The 18,346-nt window shown below is 51.2% G+C and carries 17 protein-coding genes; 4 read left to right on the top strand and 13 right to left on the bottom strand.

What is annotated here, in order from left to right:
- The first annotated feature begins 8 nt into the window (after positions 1-8).
- Genes AB1724_07065 through gpmI form a run of 4 tightly spaced genes read left to right on the top strand, consistent with a single transcriptional unit; the run spans position 9 to position 3,847 of the window.
- Entirely contained in the window at positions 9-1,265 is a 1,257-nt protein-coding gene (locus AB1724_07065) for a glutamate-5-semialdehyde dehydrogenase (GenBank protein MEW6077552.1), read from the top strand.
- Between the two features lie 9 nt (positions 1,266-1,274).
- A complete protein-coding gene (gene nadD, locus AB1724_07060; GenBank protein MEW6077551.1) occupies positions 1,275-1,928 on the top strand; it encodes a nicotinate-nucleotide adenylyltransferase in 654 nt (217 codons plus the stop codon).
- Positions 1,925-2,275 carry a ribosome silencing factor gene (gene rsfS / locus AB1724_07055; protein ID MEW6077550.1) on the top strand — a complete coding sequence of 117 codons (351 nt, stop codon included), beginning with the start codon at positions 1,925-1,927 and terminating at the stop codon, positions 2,273-2,275. The genes nadD and rsfS overlap by 4 nt, the downstream gene beginning before the upstream one ends.
- Positions 2,276-2,305: 30 nt before the next feature.
- Positions 2,306-3,847 (top strand): 2,3-bisphosphoglycerate-independent phosphoglycerate mutase, encoded by a 1,542-nt coding sequence (gpmI, locus tag AB1724_07050; GenBank protein MEW6077549.1) that lies wholly within the window; start codon positions 2,306-2,308, stop codon positions 3,845-3,847.
- Between the two features lie 12 nt (positions 3,848-3,859).
- On the opposite strand, the gene AB1724_07045 is transcribed toward gpmI, so the two are convergent.
- From AB1724_07045 to gyrB, 13 genes are all read right to left on the bottom strand, one after another.
- Positions 3,860-4,537: a zinc ribbon domain-containing protein gene (locus AB1724_07045; GenBank protein MEW6077548.1), complete on the bottom strand. Its 678-nt coding sequence runs from the start codon at positions 4,535-4,537 to the stop codon at positions 3,860-3,862.
- Positions 4,527-5,360, bottom strand: coding sequence for a 50S ribosomal protein L11 methyltransferase (locus tag AB1724_07040; GenBank protein ID MEW6077547.1), 834 nt, complete (start codon positions 5,358-5,360; stop codon positions 4,527-4,529). The genes AB1724_07045 and AB1724_07040 overlap by 11 nt, the downstream gene beginning before the upstream one ends.
- Positions 5,344-5,700, bottom strand: a complete 357-nt coding sequence (locus AB1724_07035; GenBank protein ID MEW6077546.1) for a hypothetical protein — start codon at positions 5,698-5,700, stop codon at positions 5,344-5,346. Before AB1724_07035 ends, AB1724_07040 begins: the two co-directional genes overlap by 17 nt.
- A 13-nt stretch (positions 5,701-5,713) precedes the next feature.
- The gene (locus tag AB1724_07030; protein MEW6077545.1) at positions 5,714-6,394 is read right to left on the bottom strand and encodes a YkgJ family cysteine cluster protein; all 681 of its coding nucleotides are present in this window, start codon (positions 6,392-6,394) and stop codon (positions 5,714-5,716) included.
- Between the two features lie 61 nt (positions 6,395-6,455).
- The gene (mnmE, locus tag AB1724_07025) at positions 6,456-7,874 is read right to left on the bottom strand and encodes a tRNA uridine-5-carboxymethylaminomethyl(34) synthesis GTPase MnmE (protein ID MEW6077544.1); all 1,419 of its coding nucleotides are present in this window, start codon (positions 7,872-7,874) and stop codon (positions 6,456-6,458) included.
- 16 nt (positions 7,875-7,890) lie between these two features.
- Positions 7,891-8,865, bottom strand: coding sequence for an RNA-binding cell elongation regulator Jag/EloR (gene jag, locus AB1724_07020; protein ID MEW6077543.1), 975 nt, complete (start codon positions 8,863-8,865; stop codon positions 7,891-7,893).
- Between the two features lie 15 nt (positions 8,866-8,880).
- Positions 8,881-10,542, bottom strand: a complete 1,662-nt coding sequence (yidC, locus tag AB1724_07015) for a membrane protein insertase YidC (protein MEW6077542.1) — start codon at positions 10,540-10,542, stop codon at positions 8,881-8,883.
- Between the two features lie 179 nt (positions 10,543-10,721).
- Positions 10,722-10,931, bottom strand: coding sequence for a membrane protein insertion efficiency factor YidD (yidD, locus tag AB1724_07010; GenBank protein MEW6077541.1), 210 nt, complete (start codon positions 10,929-10,931; stop codon positions 10,722-10,724).
- Positions 10,927-11,319, bottom strand: a complete 393-nt coding sequence (gene rnpA, locus AB1724_07005; protein ID MEW6077540.1) for a ribonuclease P protein component — start codon at positions 11,317-11,319, stop codon at positions 10,927-10,929. The genes yidD and rnpA overlap by 5 nt, the downstream gene beginning before the upstream one ends.
- An 81-nt stretch (positions 11,320-11,400) precedes the next feature.
- On the bottom strand, positions 11,401-11,535 hold the full coding sequence (rpmH, locus tag AB1724_07000) for a 50S ribosomal protein L34 (GenBank protein MEW6077539.1): 135 nt from the start codon (positions 11,533-11,535) through the stop codon (positions 11,401-11,403).
- 112 nt (positions 11,536-11,647) lie between these two features.
- The gene (locus AB1724_06995; protein ID MEW6077538.1) at positions 11,648-13,207 is read right to left on the bottom strand and encodes an Rne/Rng family ribonuclease; all 1,560 of its coding nucleotides are present in this window, start codon (positions 13,205-13,207) and stop codon (positions 11,648-11,650) included.
- A gap of 45 nt (positions 13,208-13,252) precedes the next feature.
- Positions 13,253-15,778: a TIGR03960 family B12-binding radical SAM protein gene (locus tag AB1724_06990; protein MEW6077537.1), complete on the bottom strand. Its 2,526-nt coding sequence runs from the start codon at positions 15,776-15,778 to the stop codon at positions 13,253-13,255.
- A 142-nt stretch (positions 15,779-15,920) separates the two neighbouring features.
- On the bottom strand, positions 15,921-18,344 hold the full coding sequence (gyrB, locus tag AB1724_06985; GenBank protein MEW6077536.1) for a DNA topoisomerase (ATP-hydrolyzing) subunit B: 2,424 nt from the start codon (positions 18,342-18,344) through the stop codon (positions 15,921-15,923).
- Positions 18,345-18,346 lie beyond the last annotated feature (2 nt).

Raw genomic sequence — 18,346 nt, 5'->3', positions numbered from 1 at the left:
CCAAAATGATGACCATTGAAGAAACGATACTGAACATGGCTAAAAACGCCCGGGCGGCAGCCGGGCTCATGGCCAAATGCCCCACCGTTAAGAAAAACCTGGCGCTGAATAACATCGCCCGGCAACTGGAAAAAGATGCCGTCCGCATCAAACAGGAAAATGAAAAGGACATCCGTCTGGCCGAGCAAAGCGGTCTTTCGGCGGCCATGATCGACCGCCTGCGGGTCACCGATAAGGTCATCCAGTCCATGGCCGCCGGCCTTCTGGAAGTCGCCGCCCTGAATGATCCGGTCGGGTCCTTCAGCGCCTCCTGGCGCCGGCCCAACGGACTGGAAGTGGCGCGGATGCGGATTCCTCTCGGGGTCATCGGCATTATTTACGAATCCCGGCCCAATGTCACCGTGGACGCCGCCGGACTCTGCCTGAAGGCCGGAAATGCCGTTATCTTACGCGGCGGATCGGAAGCCCTGCACTCCAACCGGGCCCTGGCGGAAAGCATTCGCCTGGCCCTGGCCGAAGCCGGCCTGCCGGAGGCGGCGGTCCAGGTCGTTCCGGTAACGGACCGGGAAGCGGTCACCCATCTGCTGTCCCTGGAGGAGTACATCGACCTGATCATTCCCCGGGGCGGAGAAGGGTTGATCCGGTTCGTGGTCCGGCATTCGGCCATCCCGGTCTTAAAACACTACAAAGGCGTCTGTCATGTCTATGTGGATGAAGACGCCGACCTGGCCATGGCCCGGGCGATCTGCATAAACGCCAAGGTCCAGCGACCGGGCGTGTGCAACGCCATGGAAACCCTGCTGGTCCATGAAGGCGTTGCCCGGGCGTTTCTGCCGGAAATGGCCAATCAGTTTGCCGCGGCCGGCGTTGTCCTGAGGGGCTGTCCCGCCACCCGGGAAATCATCCCGACCGCCGAGATTGCCACCGAAGAGGACTGGTACGCGGAATACCTGGATCTGATCCTGGCCATCCGCGTCGTCCGGGACATGGACGAAGCCCTGGCCCATATCGCCAGATACGGTTCCTCGCACACCGAAGCCATTGTCACCCGCAACTATGAAAGATCCCGGCGCTTTTTACGGGAAGCCGACTCGTCGGTGGTGCTGGTCAATGCATCTACGCGGTTTAACGACGGCGGTCAGCTGGGTCTTGGGGCGGAAATCGGCATCAGCACCTCCAAGCTTCACGCCTTCGGCCCCATGGGCGTGGACGAACTGACGACCGCCAAATTCGTGGTGCTGGGCGACGGGCAGATTAGAGAATAAAGGCGCTCCATGAAAACAGGCCTTTTCGGCGGAACCTTTAATCCGGTTCATTCCGGACATGTGATGATCGCAACCGATATCCTCTCCTGTTTTGCCCTGGACGGCATCATCATTATTCCCGCCGCCTCACCGCCCCACAAAACAGCCGAGTTCATGGCGGACATTTCCCTGCGGCTGGAGATGACGCGGCTGGCCTTTAACGGTCAGCCGGGCTGCACCGTGTCGGACATCGAGACCCGGCGCGTCGGCCGCTCCTACACGATTGACACGGTGAATCATTTCCGGAAAACCCTGCCCGCCGGAACCGACCTGTTCTTTATCGCCGGGCTGGACGCGTTCCTGGAGCTGGACACCTGGAAAGACTACCTGGCGTTAATGGAAACCATTCCTTTTATCGTCATCACGCGGCCTGTGCCGGATTCGCCGGAAAAAGAAGCGCTGAAAACGTTTCTGTCTTTGAAAATCTCCGACCGGTACACCTTTTCTCCGGACAAGGCCTGCTATGAGCACGAAACATTGCGGCCGGTTTTTCTTTATGAAAGGCCGGCCATTCACATTTCTTCCACGGAAATCCGCGAGCGTCTGAAACAGGGACGCCCCATCCGCGGGATGGTGCCGGATTCCGTTGAACAATTCATTAAGAAAAAGGGCTTATATCAATGACGACGGATATTCTCGCGGAGGTTGAACCCTATATCGCCGCGGTTACCGGAAAAAAAGCCGAAAACGTGGTGCTGCTCGACGTGAGGGGACTCACCAGCATCGCCGATGCCTTCATCATCTGCTGCGGAAACTCCAGCCGACAAGTTACCGCCCTGGCGGACCACATTGTTACCACGCTGAAAAAACAGGGCATTCGTCCCCTTTCCAGCGAAGGGCTGGAGGACGGCCGCTGGGCGCTGCTTGATTACGGCCACGTGATTATTCACGTTTTTTATGAGTCCGTCCGCGCTTTCTATGATATAGAAGGTCTCTGGTCGGATGCCAGGCGAATCGACATTGCCGGCTGATCTGGACGGTTAAGAAGGGAACTGCCGCTCATGTTAAAAACAAAACGACCCCTGATGCTGATGATACTGGACGGATGGGGCATCAACCCCTCCCGGGAAGGAAACGCCATAGCCGCCGCCAGAACGCCGAACCTGGACCGGCTTTTTTCCGAATACGCCCACACGCAACTGCTCTGTTCCGGAGAGGCGGTCGGCCTGCCCGAGGGTTATATGGGCAACTCCGAGGTCGGTCATCTCAATCTCGGCGCGGGTAGAGTGGTTTACCAGGACCTGATGCGCATCAACCTGTCCATACGGGACGGTTCTTTTTTCAACAACCGGGTCTTCGGTTCCTTAATGGACTCCATTAAAGCCCGGAACACCTCTCTCCATCTGATGGGCCTGCTTTCCGACGGCGGGGTTCACAGCCACGTGGACCATCTTCAGGCGCTGGTGAAAATGGCCGCGGCAAGAAAAATACCGGTTCTTATCCACGCCATCCTGGACGGCCGGGATACCCCGCCGGACAGCGGCAAAACCTACCTGGCCAACCTGCAGGAATTTCTGGCGTCTTTCCCCCAGGCCCGGATCGCCACCATCTGCGGCCGCTTTTACGCCATGGACCGTGATACCCGCTGGGACCGCACGGAAAAAGCCTTTCGGCTCTATACCACCGGAGAAGGAATAGTCGAATCCGATCCGGTAACCGCCATTGCAAACGCCTACAACCGGGGTGAAACCGACGAGTTTGTCGTCCCGGTGACCATCCCCGGCGCCTCGAGTTCTCCCGCCGGTGTTCTGGCCGAAAAAGACGGTCTGATCTTCTTTAATTTCCGTTCCGACCGGGCCCGGCAGATTGTCCGCGCCTTTACAGAAAAAGAATTCTCCGGATTTTCTCGGGCGGTTATCCCCCGGCTTTGCGACCTGGTCTGCATGACTCAGTATGATAAAACCATGGCCCTGCCGGTGGCCTTTCCGCCGGTTTATCTCACCCACACCCTGGGTGAAACCATGGCCCATTTAAACTATGCCCAGTTGCGCATCGCGGAAACGGAAAAATACGCCCATGTCACCTATTTTTTCAACGGCGGCGTGGAAACCCCGTTTGCCGGGGAAGAACGGGTTCTGATCCCCTCCCCCCGGGACGTCGCCACCTATGATCTGAAACCGGAGATGAGCGCCGCGGCCGTGGCCGGAGCCCTGGTGGAGCAGATCAGGCAGGACAAACACGACCTGATCGTCGTCAATTTCGCCAACCTGGACATGGTCGGGCATACCGGCGTCTTTGAGGCCGCCGTGACCGCCTGCGAAGAAGTGGACCGATGCGTGGGAATGGTGATGAGCGAGTTTTCCGCAAAAAACGGCATCGCCCTGATCACCGCCGATCACGGCAACGCCGAACAGATGATGGACGAGAACGGCGCGCCCCACACGGCCCACACCGTCAATCCGGTGCCGCTGATTCTGGTGGACGACAGCCGTAAAAAAGCGGTTTTACGGAAAGGACGGCTTGGCGATATCGCACCGACGATCCTGTCTCTCATGGATCTCGCCAAGCCGGCGGAAATGACCGGGGCCTCCCTGATCGAATAAAGCGACGGGCGTTCAGCTCTGCCCTAATTCCTTACCGCAGTGCTTGCACACCTTGGCCCGCTTTTTGATGATTTCGGCGCAATACGGGCAGTCCATGGTAAAATTCCGCTCGTGAATTTTGTCAATGGACTGACCGACCTTGGTATCGATGGCGTTGTTGCCGCTGGTAAAATTGCGTAACGGCTCAACGGCTTCCGGATCCCCGATGTCTCCCATCATTTCCGCGGCCTTGAGCCGGACACGGGCGGGCTGGGCCACATCCACCAGCAGCCGCAGCACCTCTATCCAGCGCTTTTCCGTGTAAAACCCGGCCAGCAGATAAAATCCCTGTTTGGTCGCCTCCCGGATGCGGTCTTCCTCGGCCAGCACGTCTTCGGTCACGATCTGACCGGTCCCGCCCTGGGGGCTGAAGACCGGCATACACTCAAACGTGTCCGAGTCCGGATAACAGACATTCCGGCAGGAGGCGGTGTGTCCATACGATCCGCCGAAATGATCCCAGCCCTGCTTATAAGTAGGACACTCTTCATTGAAGCAGACAAACAGATATGGCACGCCCCACCCCAGTCCGTCGCTGAAGGTCATGGGGGGGATTTCCCATATTTCCATATCCTGATGACAGGCCGGACATTGGGGCCTTTTGCGGGCCAGCATTTTTTCCAGAAACTGTTCTTTGGTCTCAATTACCATTATTTTCCTCTTTTCTTTGCAGAACGACAGCACACCATCCACCTTCCGTCGCGTTCCAGACAACGTCAAAAAACGGCTGAAACGCCGCCAGCACCCCGGCAACCTCTTCTTCCTTCATGCCGGAAAGCACAGCAGCACCGCCCGGTTCCGTCTTCGCGGCGATACGCTTTGCGTATCGGATCAGTGTCGGCGGTCTTAAGTTTGCTATCGTTAAATCAAACCGTCCGGATATTTTTTCCAAAGGCTGGTCGCTTACTTCAATCCTGTTAGCCAGCCGGTTTATCCGTATATTCTCTCTTGCCTCTTGTCTGGCGCAGGAATCGATGTCAGTTGCCAGAACCCGGCTCATTCCCAAAGCCGCCGCGGCCATGGCCAGAATACCCGAGCCGGTGCCGATATCCAGACCGTAGCGGCCGCCCCGGCCGCCCGCAAAGACAAAATCAACGGCCCGGACGGACAGGCGCGTGGTCGGGTGGCGGCAGTCACCAAAAGCGGCGCCCGGGTTGATTCGTAACATAACCATCCCTACCGGAATTGCAACATCATACCCCGGAGGAGCGACCATAACCTTGTCGGACAGGCGAACCAGACCGGCAAAGCTTTTTTCAAGGTAGCTCTGGCCATATTCATAAACATAGCGAAAATTACCAGCGGTAACCAGGCGGTTAATGACCGCCCCGGCCGTCCGGATATTTGCGCCTGATTTGTCCGCCGCCAGTTTCACCGCCTGGCAACAGGCAATACGGCCGTGGGAAGATTCCAGGAGGGAAAGGATCTCTTTGGTGATTTCTTCTAAAAAATTTGGTTCAGCGAAGCGTCGCACCTTCTTTTTCCAGCAGTTCTTTGTACCAGCAGGAAAACTCGAACATGGCCAGGAAACGGTCTTCCTTGTTGATCAGGCCGAGACAGATTTCCACCACGCCCCGGCCGTACTGGTTGCTGTATGTCTCCATGTTCCGGCTCTGCAGAAATTCGCTGATCAAGGCCTGGCTGGTGCGTTTGGTCACATCCTTGCGGATATCAATGGGATCCTTGGGCTCTTCAAAGGGATTCCAGGCGGCGTATCCCATTTTCAGAATTCGCTTCCGGCTTCTCTCCGCCATGCTGTCAAAAATGGCCTTTTTTTGTTTTTCCGCTTCTTCAGAAAAAACTTTTGCTGTCATCGCCCCACTCCCTTTACGACTGCCCTTTTTCTTCTTCTTTTTCCTTTTCTTCGGCAAATCCGAAGAAAACGTCATCATAATCGGTCAGAATCGCCATGGACAAGGGTACCAGCAATTCGTCCAGCCGCGTGTGCGGCGTTTTGATATCGGCAACGATTTCCGAGGAAATGGCCTTCAGTTGATCAAAAATCCTGTCCATATTGACCATGGGATATTTTTCGCCTTCATTGAATCCGCTTTTTCCGCACGTGTGCCCCATGCCCTGAATAGCGGTGGGAATTCCATACAGCCGGCAGGTAATCGGCCGGTGTTCATACAGAGCGCACAGCTCTCTTTCGTTGAGAAACGGACAGCGAATCCGCTCCCGTCCCAGTTCGTATAAAACCGCCACTTCGTCCTTGTTGTTTTCTTTCACGTCCCGGTAGGCCCTTTTTTTTAGGCGAAAAATCGCCCGGTCCGCTTTATTTGCCTTTTCCATCAGTTCCGCGTCGGCCCCGAAAGTTTTTTTAAAATGGTGGTTAATATAGAGGGCCTCCACCAGGGTAAGGTCAAAAAGGGCATAACAACAGTCGGTGCATCCTTTTTTGCAGTTGACGCAGGCGGGATACTCGTTTTTTACTCGATCAAAAATCTGGTCCGCCTGTTTGGCCAGCGCTTCATATTTCTTAAAATATGGCGTCAAATCAAAATCCATATGGCACCCTCTTCTTTAATTTTTTCCTGTTAATGTTTCACGTGAAACATTCGGATCCATTTTATTTTCCGACACAGAACCGGTTAAAAATATCATCCAGAACGTCCCACCCGGTGTTGCGGCCGGTTACTTTGTATAACGCATCAACGGCCCTTCGTAAATCTATCGCGACCAGATCTTCCGGATAATGGCTGTCGATGGCGCCCAGGGCGGAAGAAACCGCCTCAAGAGATTCCTCCAGGGCAATTTTCTGGCGAAGGTTGGGAATCAAGACATCGCCCTCCTGCCTGTCAAGCCGCTTCCGATACCTGGCCACCAGCATTTCTTTCAGCACAGGGAGTCCTTCTCCCGTCAAAGCGGAAATAATAACACCGGGAAAAGCCTCCTTCCATTCCGGAGGGAACGAAAAGGTTCTGGCTCCGGGAAGATCGCCCTTGTTGGCCACAAGAATGACGTTGCACGGTTTCAGTGTCTCCAGCAGCGTCAGCTCTTCCGGTAACACGCCTGTATCCGCATCCACCATGAAAACAACGGTATCTGCCTGTGAAAGAATATCGCGGGTCCGCTGGATCCCGATTTTTTCAACTTCATCAGTCGCCGACCGTCTCAACCCGGCCGTATCCGTGAAAACAAAAGGAATCCCTTCCAGCAAAACCGTTTCTTCAATAAAGTCCCGGGTTGTTCCCGGTATGGCGGAAACAATTGCCCGGGGCCGGTCCAAAAGGCTATTTAGCAGGGTGGATTTTCCGACATTGGGAATCCCTGCCAAGGCAACCGTCACACCGGTTTTCAGCCATACATATTCGTCATGCCGGCTGATCAACCGCCGAATGGGGCCGGCGACAGTTGTTTTCAGGCGGCGCTGAACATCTGCCAGGCATACCGGGACCGGTACCTGATCCGAAAAATCAATGGCCGCCTCGAGCTCCGCCAGAATACCGGTCAACTCATTTAAAAGGGCCTCGATCTCCCGCCGCATCATTCCGGTGGCCTGATAAACAGCGGAAGAAAGCGACTGGATCGATCGGGCCTCAATGATATCGGCCACTGCTTCCGCCTGGGTCAGATCCATTCTGCCGTTTATCACCGCCCGGCGGGTAAATTCACCAGGCTCGGCCAGCCTGGCACCGGAGTTGAGCAGCAGCTGAAGAATAGTGCGCAGCACCAGGGGCCCGCTGTGGGCATGGATTTCGACCACATCCTCTCCGGTATAGGATCGGGGGCCCCGCATGAAAACCACCAGCACTTCGTCCAGCGGCTGATCACCATCCGTAATAAAGCCGTGATAAAACCGGTGGGAGGTCAGGTTTTCGGCAATCACAGGAACCGCGGCCGTCTTTTTTCCGTTCTGACCGGTCGCTGGAATTTGGCGGAATACATGGACAAGAATATCCATCGCCCGCGGTCCGGACACCCGTATAACCCCCACGCCTCCCGCGGCGACGGGCGTGGCAATGGCGGCGATGGTGGTGTTTTCCATTCAGCCAGAACTTCGCTTACTTGCCGGACGCTTTTTTCGGTCGTCCGCCTTTTTTCCCGGGATGAATAACGATATTCCGGATTTCACCGCCTCCCGCACTTCGGGTCTTAACATGACGGTCTTTTCTCAGTGTGTCGTGAATAATCTTTCGTTCAAAAGCATCCATCCGGTTGATCGTGGTGGGTTTTCCCGTCTGCTTGGCCTTGTCCGCCAGTTTCGTGGCCAGTGATTTTAATGACGCTCGCCTTTTTTCCATATATTGTTCCACATCCACCAGAACCCTGATTCTCTCCCCACAGGATTTGTGAATGATTTTTTCCACAAGATGCTGCATGGCCTTGAGGGTCTGCCCGTGCTTTCCTATCAGCACGGCGGCATTACCCCCTTCAATATTAAAAAGAACCTGGTTCTTCTTTATCTGCACGGAGATGGCAGCGTCGTCGACAACGCTTTCGACAATTCTGGTAAGCGCTGTGTTTCCTGCCTCAAAATCCGCCTCGGTATAAACTCTTTCCGGTTCTGTTTCCACCGCATCCGGTTCAGCCGGCTCCTGCGGTTCTTCAGCCTCCTGCGGTTCTTCAGCCTCCTGCGCCGCTATCGCCTCCACCGGCTTAGTCGACCTCGCCGATTCCCCGCGTTTTGATGGTTTATGCGCCTTATGCGGTTTAGGTTCTCTAGGCTCTTTGTGCTCTTTCTGTTCTTTGTGCTCTTTGTGCTCTTTCCGGGCGCTGCCGGCTTCCGCGAAGGTTTCATCAACTAAAGAAAGAATCTCCTGCCGTTCCGTTGTGTGTTTGGCAGAGGTTGTCGCATCCGAAGGCGGTGCGGCCACGCGGATCTTGGCGTTCTTGGCTCCCACCAGCCCGAAAATTCCGCTGGCGCCCGCAAAGACGATTTCGTATTCCAGCTTTTCTATGGGAACACCCAGTTCCCTGGCGGCATTTTTTAAAGCAACATCAACGGTCTTTCCTTCAAAAAACGACCAGGAAGTCATCGGTTACCTCCTCGCTTAAGTCTTCCGGGTAACATAATGCTGCTGGAAGATGGAAAAAAGGTTGTTTACAATAAAGTACAGCACCAGTCCGGAAGGAAAATTAATAAAAATTACCGTTAAAAAGATCGGCATCAGCATCATCATTTTTGCCTGAGCCGGATCCCCGGGCGGCGGTTGCATTTTCTGCTGTAAAAACATGGTCGCGCCCATGATAATGGTCAGCACGGGAATACCCGCCGGGGGTTGCATGAACGGTATGGACACGTCGACGGAAAAAAGCCGTTCCGGCGCCGACAGATCCTTGATCCAGAGCAAAAACGGGGCGTGCCGGAGCTCTATGGCCTGATAAAGCATCCGGTAGAAGGCGATAAAGACCGGTATCTGAGCCAGCATGGGCAGGCAGCCGCCCAGGGGGTTCACCTTGTAGGTCTTATACAGCCCCATCATCTCCTCGTTCATTTTCTTTCGGTCGTTCTTATATTTATCTCTGATTTCAGCCATTAACGGTTGTATCTTCTTCATCTCCCCCATGGATTTGTAGCTTTTTGTCCCCAGGGGCCACAAAATAAGCTTAATGATGATCGTCACCAGCATAATGGAAATCCCGTAGTTGGGAATCAGGCGGTATATTTGGTTCATCAACCACAGGCAGGGAATGGCGATGACATCAAACCAGCCGAAATCAACGGCTTTGTCCAGATCGCTGCCGATGGACGAAAGCACGCCGAGATCTTTCGGGCCCAGGTATAGTGTAAAACGATATGTGGCCATAGTCTGCGGTAAAACGGTCTGAAAGACCGGCCGGTATTCCGCGGTTACCACGCCGTCGTCCCCATAGGCAAGCACCATGCTCGCCTCCTGGCTCTGCTTGTCGATAACAGCGCTCATAAAATATCGGGTCTGGATGGCGATCCAGGGTATGCGCCCTGAAAGCGTTCCCGCTTCCTTGATATCTTCCAGCTTCACTTCTTCCAGGCGGCCGTCCTTAAGGGCACAGGGTCCTTCAAACAAAAACTGGCTCGCTTTCTCGGAAAAATTCTGGTTCAGAGAAACGCCGATATTTCCGTTTATCGGGGAGGACGAACCGTTCCTGATCACCACCTCAAGGTCAATGGCATAGGAATCCGGATGAAAGGTATACGTTTTTTCAATCACCACGGAATCGTTCACCTGTCGGTAAAAAGAGAGCGTCTGGGGGGATCCGATCACCTCAAGTCTTCCCGAAGTCTGATCCGAAGTATAAACGCCAACCCGGTCCCCGGCCGCCCCGGCTCCGGCAAACGAGACACATCCGGTTCCCTGGCCGTTTTTTTCTGAAACCAGGCGTTTAAGGGGCGCCCCCTCTTCCGGTGTTTCCCGATATTTTTTTAAGTCAAACTCCGTGAAACAGCCCCCCCGGCCAGACAGCCGTGCCGAATACAACGTTGTTTCCACAAGAAAGGTCGGCGCCGTTTCCTCGCTGACAAGGTTCTCCTGTATGGTTGCCGTAGGCCCAACAGAAAGAGGCACGTCTTGCCTTGCCTCCTCAACCGGTTGCTTATTGGTCGGCTCAACAGCTTCCCGGGGTTGCTGCGAAACAGGTTGCGGCGGTGTTTCCGGTATAAAAAAATACTGCCAGGCCAGCAAAATAATAAGCGATAATATTACGGCAAGAATAATTCGAAACTGTTGTTCCATTTTTAAAACAGACCCTTTTTTCCTGTTGTGTAAAATACGTCTCCACATCGACGGCAAACCGGTAACCCCATCACGGGGTATCCGCATTTAACGGCAACAAAAGGCTCCGGGCAAAGACCGTTTAAAATCATGTCCGGAATAAAAATGACTGGAAAAAAGACAGACGGCTTGTTTGCGGCCTATGGGACAGGATCATAACCACCGGGATGAAATGGCTGACACTTTAAAAGCCTGATGACGGAAAGCCTGACACCCTTTATGATGCCATGACGACGAACAGCTTCGTAAGCATAGTCCGAACAGGTAGGATAAAATCGACAGGCTGGCCCCAAAAAAGGGGATAGGCATGTTTGATAAGCCCTTATTGTCAGAAGAAGGCTTTTTCTAATTAAACTTGCTTGCAATAGAAGCAAATATTTTATCCAGTGATGCAAAAACCTGTTCCGAAGAGCATTGCGTGACATTTTTTTTGGCAATTATGTTTATATCCCAGAAACCGGAAAGCATGTGCCTTTTTGCTCTGAAATTCTCTCGAATCAATCGCTTCAAACGATTGCGAGTGACGGCCTTACCTGCTGCTTTTTTGGATATGGTTAATCCCAACCGGCTGTTGGGTAAATCGTTTTTTCTGATTTGGGCAACAAAACAATCCGAATGTATTTTTTTACCGGTATTCTTCAGCAGAATAAAATCGGCCTGATCTAACAGCCTGTATTGTTTTGAAAAGATAAAATCTGTCAACAGAGCCAGCAACTGTTTTATTGCAACCGCCACCATCCATATCGAATCGAATCAAAATGGTGTTTTATTGTTTTTATTCTTAATGGTTGCGTATTTTTCCTTTTCCATACCAGTTCATTAAACAGAAAGCCGTTTTCTTCCTTTTGCTCTCCTCCTTTTAAGAATATTTCTCCCCTGCTTGGTGGATAGTCGTTTTCTAAACCCATGCGTTCTCGCCCGCTTGATGCGACTCGGCTGATAAGTACGTTTCATCGTTCAACATCCTCTCTATCATGATCATCAACCCAAAAAACAGTTTTTCATATATATGACCGGCAAAACCAAAAGTCAAGGCTTATAAATATCCAATAAAATCAAAACAAAACTACCGGATAGCCGGCATGATTTCCTCTATTTCAAATTGCTCCAGGTGAAACTTGGGCATGGGATAAATAATGATCTGCCGGCCCAGTAATCGCTCCAGGGAATTGACCAGTTGACTCTCCTCTCCGTGAAGCACTTCGGCGATGTACGGATGAACCTTGATGGTCACTTTCTCTCCGGTAATATCACTGGCGCCCCTGAGGGCTTCTCGATAAATGTTATTGCAAATGGTCTGTTTGGATAGCAGGTAGCCGTTACCTTCACAATAAAAACAGGGCTCACACAGCATGCTGGCAACGGAGTTTCTGGTTCTTTTCCGGGTCATTTGAATCAGGCCCAGTTCCGAAAAGGGAAGAACCGTTGTCTTGTTTTTATCCTTGTCCAGGTATTCCTTCAGGGTACTGAATACCTTGTCCCGGTTGGCCTCCTTGGCCATATCAATAAAGTCGATGATGATAATGCCGCCCAGGTTGCGCAGCCGGATCTGGTAGGCAATCTCCCGGGCCGCTTCCAGGTTGGTTTTAAACACCGTCTCTTCAAAATTGTGCTTACCCACGTATCGGCCGGTATTCACGTCAATCACCACCAGCGCTTCCGTCTGGTCAATGATAATATAGCCGCCGGACTTCAGCCAGACCTTGTTTTTCAGCGCCCGGGAAAGATCCCCTTCAATGTTATAGGCATCAAAAAGCGGTTCGTTTCCGGAATACCGTTCAACAGACACCTTCATCTGCGGCATGACTTCATCCAGAAAAGCGATGATTTCGTTGTAAACCGCGTCGGAATCAACGATCACGCAGTCCGCCTCGTGGGTTAAATAGTCACGGACCGCCCGCAGGGAAACCGACATTTCCCGGTGCAGAAGACTGGGCGCGGAAACCTTGCCGTAACGGTCCTGAATTTTCTTCCAGAGATTTACCAGAAAATTCATTTCCTTTTTCAATGTCTGTTCGTCGATGTTTTCCGCCGCGGTTCGGACGATAAAACCGAAACTTTCCTGCTGCATGGAAAGAATCAGATCCTTTAACCGTGTTCTTTCTTTTTCATCGATAATCCGCTTGGAAACCCCGACGTGCTCCACCGTCGGCATCATCACCAGAAAACGTCCGGGAAGAGAAATGCGCGTTGTGATCCGCGCGCCCTTGCTGCCGATGGCCGATTTGGACACCTGGACCAGAAGCTCCTGCCCATCCATGATCAATTCGCTGATATTAACCGACCGCGGCGGCGGCGGCGTCTCGTTGTATGTTGAGCCGCCGTTGTTTTCCGTATTGTTTTCCGTGTTCTCATTATATACTGTACCGGAAAACATCTCATCCAAATCCCAGGGGGCTCCGGTGATAACATCATTGACATAGATAAACGCCGCCTGTTCCATGCCCAGATCAACAAAAGCCGCCTGCATTCCCGGCAGAACCCGCTGAACCCGGGCCTTGTAAATATTGCCGGAAATATTAAAATGATCGCCCCGCTCCATAAAAAATTCCACCACGGTCCCGTCCTCAAGAAGGGCCACCCGGGTTTCATTTTCCGTGGCGTTTATGATCAGTTCCTTTGACATCCGCTGTCTCCTGTCTGGTTTTTTAAGAGATAGCCTTTTATTTTATTATGCCGTTAAAACTTTAACAATCCTTACTTTCTTTACCGTGACCTCATCCAGTCCGAAAATAACACCGATGATATCGGCCGGACGTGCTTTTTTCCCCGGCAGGTCGTTTACCTCAAGCTGCGCATGCATCGAGTCGATAACGGTCAGGCGGTCAACGATTTCCTTGAGGTCTACGGTTTTAATCAAACCGTCTTTATTCTTTTTTTCAAGCAGGACTCGGCCGGACAAGGAAAAAAGAGTCGCCTTTTCATTATCAAAAACCGCCTTGGTACAGTCCATCCCGTATAAAATCTTTTTCTTTTCCGATCCTGGCTTCCGTCCGGCATCCGATATCAAGCGGCAGGCTTTTATCCTTATCCCTTCCGGAAGCTGCCGGTTCAATTCTGCCTGAAGGTGTTCCATCGGCCCGGCATCGTCGGTTACGGTCATCACCAGTGTTTCCCCTTCGCTTTCAAGGCCTACCGGCAACGGCTCGGGAAAGGCGATCCTGGGCATGGGATGAAATCCCTGTGAATAGACGACCGGGATACCGGCCCGGTTCATCGCCCGGATCAATATATTCATCAGTTCCAGATGACCGAAAAATCTGGCCGGTCCTGTTTTTGAATACACCAGTTCCATTTTTCGCCGGGTTTCGGGTTTTTTTGAGTCCGTCTGAAAAAAAGAGCCGCCTTCCAGGCTATCTTTTCCCGGCCGATTCAGGCGGGGAGCAATCGCTGCAAAATCACAGATGCCACACTGGTTGCAGATACCATCCCGACAATCCGGCGTCCGCTCCTGGTTATAGGCCCGAGACCGCTCTTTAATTAAAAACTCCCTTGAGATACCGCTTGAAACAAGGTCCCACGGCAGGGGTTCACCAACATCTCTTACCCGCCGGGTATAAAAATCAAGATTGATGGCCGCTTCTTCCGCCGCCGCCATCCAGTTCTTGAAAGCAAAACAATCCGTCCAGCCGTCGAACCGGCAGCCTTTGTCATAAGCGGCTTTTATCAGTTTCGACAGGCGCCGGTCACCGCGGGCAAAAACCCCCTCGAGAAAACTGACTTCCGGGTTCTGCCATTTAAAACCAATCTGCCGGCCGTTCAGTTTCTTGTTGAGAAAAAAAAGCGTTTCTTTTGCTTTTTCAATAGGTATTTGCCGCTCCCACTGAAAAGGCGTATGGGCTTTGGGAACAAAGGTCGCTACGCTGACATGAAGGTTCTCTTTTCGCCCCGGTCTTCCGCCAAGCCTGGACAGACGCCGAACCAGCGAAATCATTTCTTCCACGTCCTGTTCCGTCTCCGTCGGCAGGCCGATCATGAAATAAAGCTTGACCAGGTTCCACCCCAGCCCGAAGGCGTCCTGAATGGTTTTGGTAATCTCTTCCTCGGTGACATTTTTATTGATCACGTCCCGCAACCGCTGGCTACCCGCTTCCGGGGCGATGGTAAAGCCCGTTTTTCTGACGCTTTGAATCAGTTTCATGGCGCCCGGATTCAACGACCCGGCCCGGAAAGACGGTACGGAAATCGAAATGTTTTTCCCGCCGTATCGGTTCACCAGTTGTTCCATCAGGCAATTCAAGCCGCTGTAATCACCGGTGCTTAACGACAGCAGAGAGAGATCTTCATACCCGGTGGCCTTTAGCGCGGCTTCGGCCAGGGCCAGAACGGCCTCCACCGAACGCTCTCGAACCGGCCGGTAAATCATGCCGGCCTGACAGAACCGGCAGCCCCGCGAGCAGCCCCGGGCAATTTCCAGCCGCAACCGGTCGTGTATCGGTTTACCAAAAGGAAGAACCGGCTCGTCGGGAAAGTCCACACTCCTTAAACAAGACAAAACCGCCCGTTCAACCCTTTCCGGTGCACCTTCTTTTGGAACCAGGTGCTGCAACCCATTGTCATCGTACCGCGCGTCATAGAGTTGCGGAATATACACCCCTTTTATTGTTGACCATCGTTTCAACAACTCCTTTTTATCCGGTTTTCCGCCTTCCCGCTGCAGTGATATCATCGCCTCGGCCATTTCAACCACCGCCTCTTCCCCGTCTCCCACAACGATGGCGTCAAAAAAATCCGCTACCGGTTCGGGATTAAACATGCAGGGGCCGCCGGCAATGACCAGGGGATAGGACTCGTCCCGCTGTGTGGCGTAAAAAGGAATCCCGGAAAGATCCATCATCAGCAGCACATTGGTGTAGTTTAATTCATACAGAAGGGAAAAGCCGACCACATCGAAGTCACCCAGGGGCCTTTTGGTTTCCAGAGAAAACAGGGGCAGCCCGGTGGCTTTCAGCTGCCGGGCCATGTCCAGAGCCGGCGCGAACACGCGTTCAGCCAGGATTCCATCCATTTGGTTAAGCAGATGATACAGAATCTGCTGGCCGAAATGGGCTGTCCCGACTTCGTATAAGTCGGGAAAGCATAGCGCAAAGGACGCGCGGCAGGGTTTGTCCGGACGGACGGCGTTGATTTCACCGCCCATATAGCTGCTGGGTTTTTTTACAAACGGTAAAACCTCTGAAAAAATTTTATCTTTCATAATAGCAAAAAAAAGAAACACTCCGGATCAAATGAGGCGGGAGGCTCTATGATCAGTAACGGCGCGCGGTTATTTGGTTAAAAAAGGAGGCCTTCTTGAAAGGACTTTTTTACAGATATTTTTACGTTTATTCTATTAAAAATCAAAAATCGAGCATTTCCACTTCCAGCGCGTTTTCATTGATAAATTTTTTTCTCGGCTCAACATCATCGCCCATCAGCACGGTAAAGGTTTCATCCGCTTCGGCGGCATCCTCAATTTTTACTTTCAGCAGCCTTCTGGTCGCCGGATCCATGGTCGTTTTCCAGAGCTGCTCGGGATTCATTTCTCCGAGACCTTTGTACCGTTGAAAAACAACGCCTTTTTTCCCCGCATCCTCCATATAAAGATACATCTTTTTTATTGTTTCAAAAGAAGCTTCTTCTTTATTCGTTTCTTTATTAAATATTCTAAAGGGTGGTTTGTTGTGTTTTTCTATTTTTCTGGCCAGCACCGCCATGTTCTGATATCGGGATGAATAAATTAAGCTTCTTCCTATTTTTACCGGCTTTATGTCGGTCATGGTCTTACCGGTTATGAATTCTTCCTCATCGTCTTTAACCGGGATGGTAATAAAAAATTCATAAATATTTTTTTCTTCATTTAAAACCAGTTCATCCACAATAAAGTCGTTTTCCGACAAGGTTTTTCTGACCGCCTCCATTTTTTCCCGGTCGTTTAACACCTGTTTATCCGTTACGTTATGACGAAGCAACAGTTCCAGAAGTTTCGCGTTATACCCTCTTTTTTTCAATTCAGCGATTTCCTTCAGGTAATCAAACACGTGGCCCAGAAAAACAGACAGATCATAATCTTCCAGCCGCATGTCTCCGGCCAGGATATATTTTTTTTCGCAAGTGTTTTTAATAAAAAAATCATTTAGTTGTGTCTCTTTATCAATATACTGTTCATTTTTTCCCTTACCAACTTTAAACAGCGGCGGTTGAGCAATATAAACAAAACCATTTTCGATCAGTTCCCGCATCTGCCTGAAAAAAAAGGTCAGCAGCAGGGTTCGGATATGAGCACCATCCACATCCGCGTCTGTCATGATAATAACTTTGTGATATCTGATATTTTCGGCGCGGTATTCTTCGCTGCCGGCTCCTGTTCCCAGTACGGTAATGATATTCTTTATTTCCTCACTTTTTAAAATTTTATCAAACCGGGCTTTTTCAACATTCAATATTTTTCCTTTTAAAGGAAGAATAGCCTGAAACCGCCTGTCCCTGCCCTGCTTGGCTGAGCCGCCGGCGGAATCTCCCTCTACCAGAAAAAGCTCTCTCTCTTTCGGGTCCGTTGACTGACATTCAGCCATTTTTCCCGGAAGCGTCGCGTCCAGCAACGCTCCCTGGCTTCTGGCAATATCCCTTGCTTTTTTAGCGGCGTTTCTTGCTCTGGCCGCTTCCATTGCCTTGTTTACAATTGTTTTTCCGATGGAGGGGTTCTCTTCCAGAAAAACATTTAATTTTTCATAAACCAGAGAATCCACATATCCTTTTACTTCACTGTTTCCCAGTTTGGTTTTAGTCTGTCCTTCAAACTGCGGGTTTCTTATTTTAACGCTGATGATCGCCGATAATCCTTCTCGGACGTCATCCCCATTTATTTTGTCTCCGTTTTTCTTGGCGGTCGACATAGTCGTTAAATACTGGTTAACGGATCGGGTCAGCGCTCCCTTGAATCCGATAAGATGAAAACCGCCTTCAGATGTGTTGATATTATTGGCAAAAGAATATATTTTCTCCGTATAACTGTCGTTATACTGAATGGCTACTTCAATTTGTACGTCTTTTTTCTCGCCAGAAATATAGATTGGTTTATGCAGGGTATTATGGGCCCTGTTGAGATATTCAATAAAAGAGACAATTCCACCCTCATAACAATATGAAGCCGATTCATCCGTTCTTTCATCGTCTAATCGGATGGTTATTCCTTTATTTAAGTAAGCCAGTTCTCTTAACCTGCGACTTAAAATTTCAAAACTGAAATTATCATCCTTCATAATTTCAGTATCCGGCTTAAAAATAACCTTTGTTCCTCTTTTCTTGGTTGTTCCGACTATTTCAAGTTCGCTTGTTTTTTTCCCTTTTGAAAAGGTCTGTTTATATATTTTTCCTTCATTAAAAACATTTACCTCAAGAAAAACAGACAGGGCGTTAACCACGGAAATTCCAACGCCGTGAAGACCGCCGGAAACCTTGTAAAAATCATTATCAAATTTTCCTCCGGCATGAAGTTTGGTTAATACGACTTCAACTGCCGGCACTTTTTCTTTTTCATGTATTCCTACCGGAATTCCCCGTCCATTATCTTCCACACTGACGCTGTTATCTTTATTAATAATAACGAGAATACTCGTGCAATAACCTGCCATGGCTTCATCAATACTGTTGTCCACCACTTCATAAACCAGATGATGAAGGCCTTCACTATATACATTTCCAATATACATGGATGGCCTGAGCCTGACGGGTTCAAGTCCTTCCAATACACTGATGCTGTTTTCGTTATATTTATTTTCCATAG

The sequence above is a fragment of the Thermodesulfobacteriota bacterium genome (genome assembly GCA_040753795.1).
Taxonomy (GTDB): Bacteria; Desulfobacterota; Desulfobacteria; order Desulfobacterales; family Desulfosudaceae; genus JBFMDX01.
The sequence above is the reverse complement of the archived record's forward strand: the minus strand, read 5'-3'. Positions and strand labels throughout refer to the sequence as shown.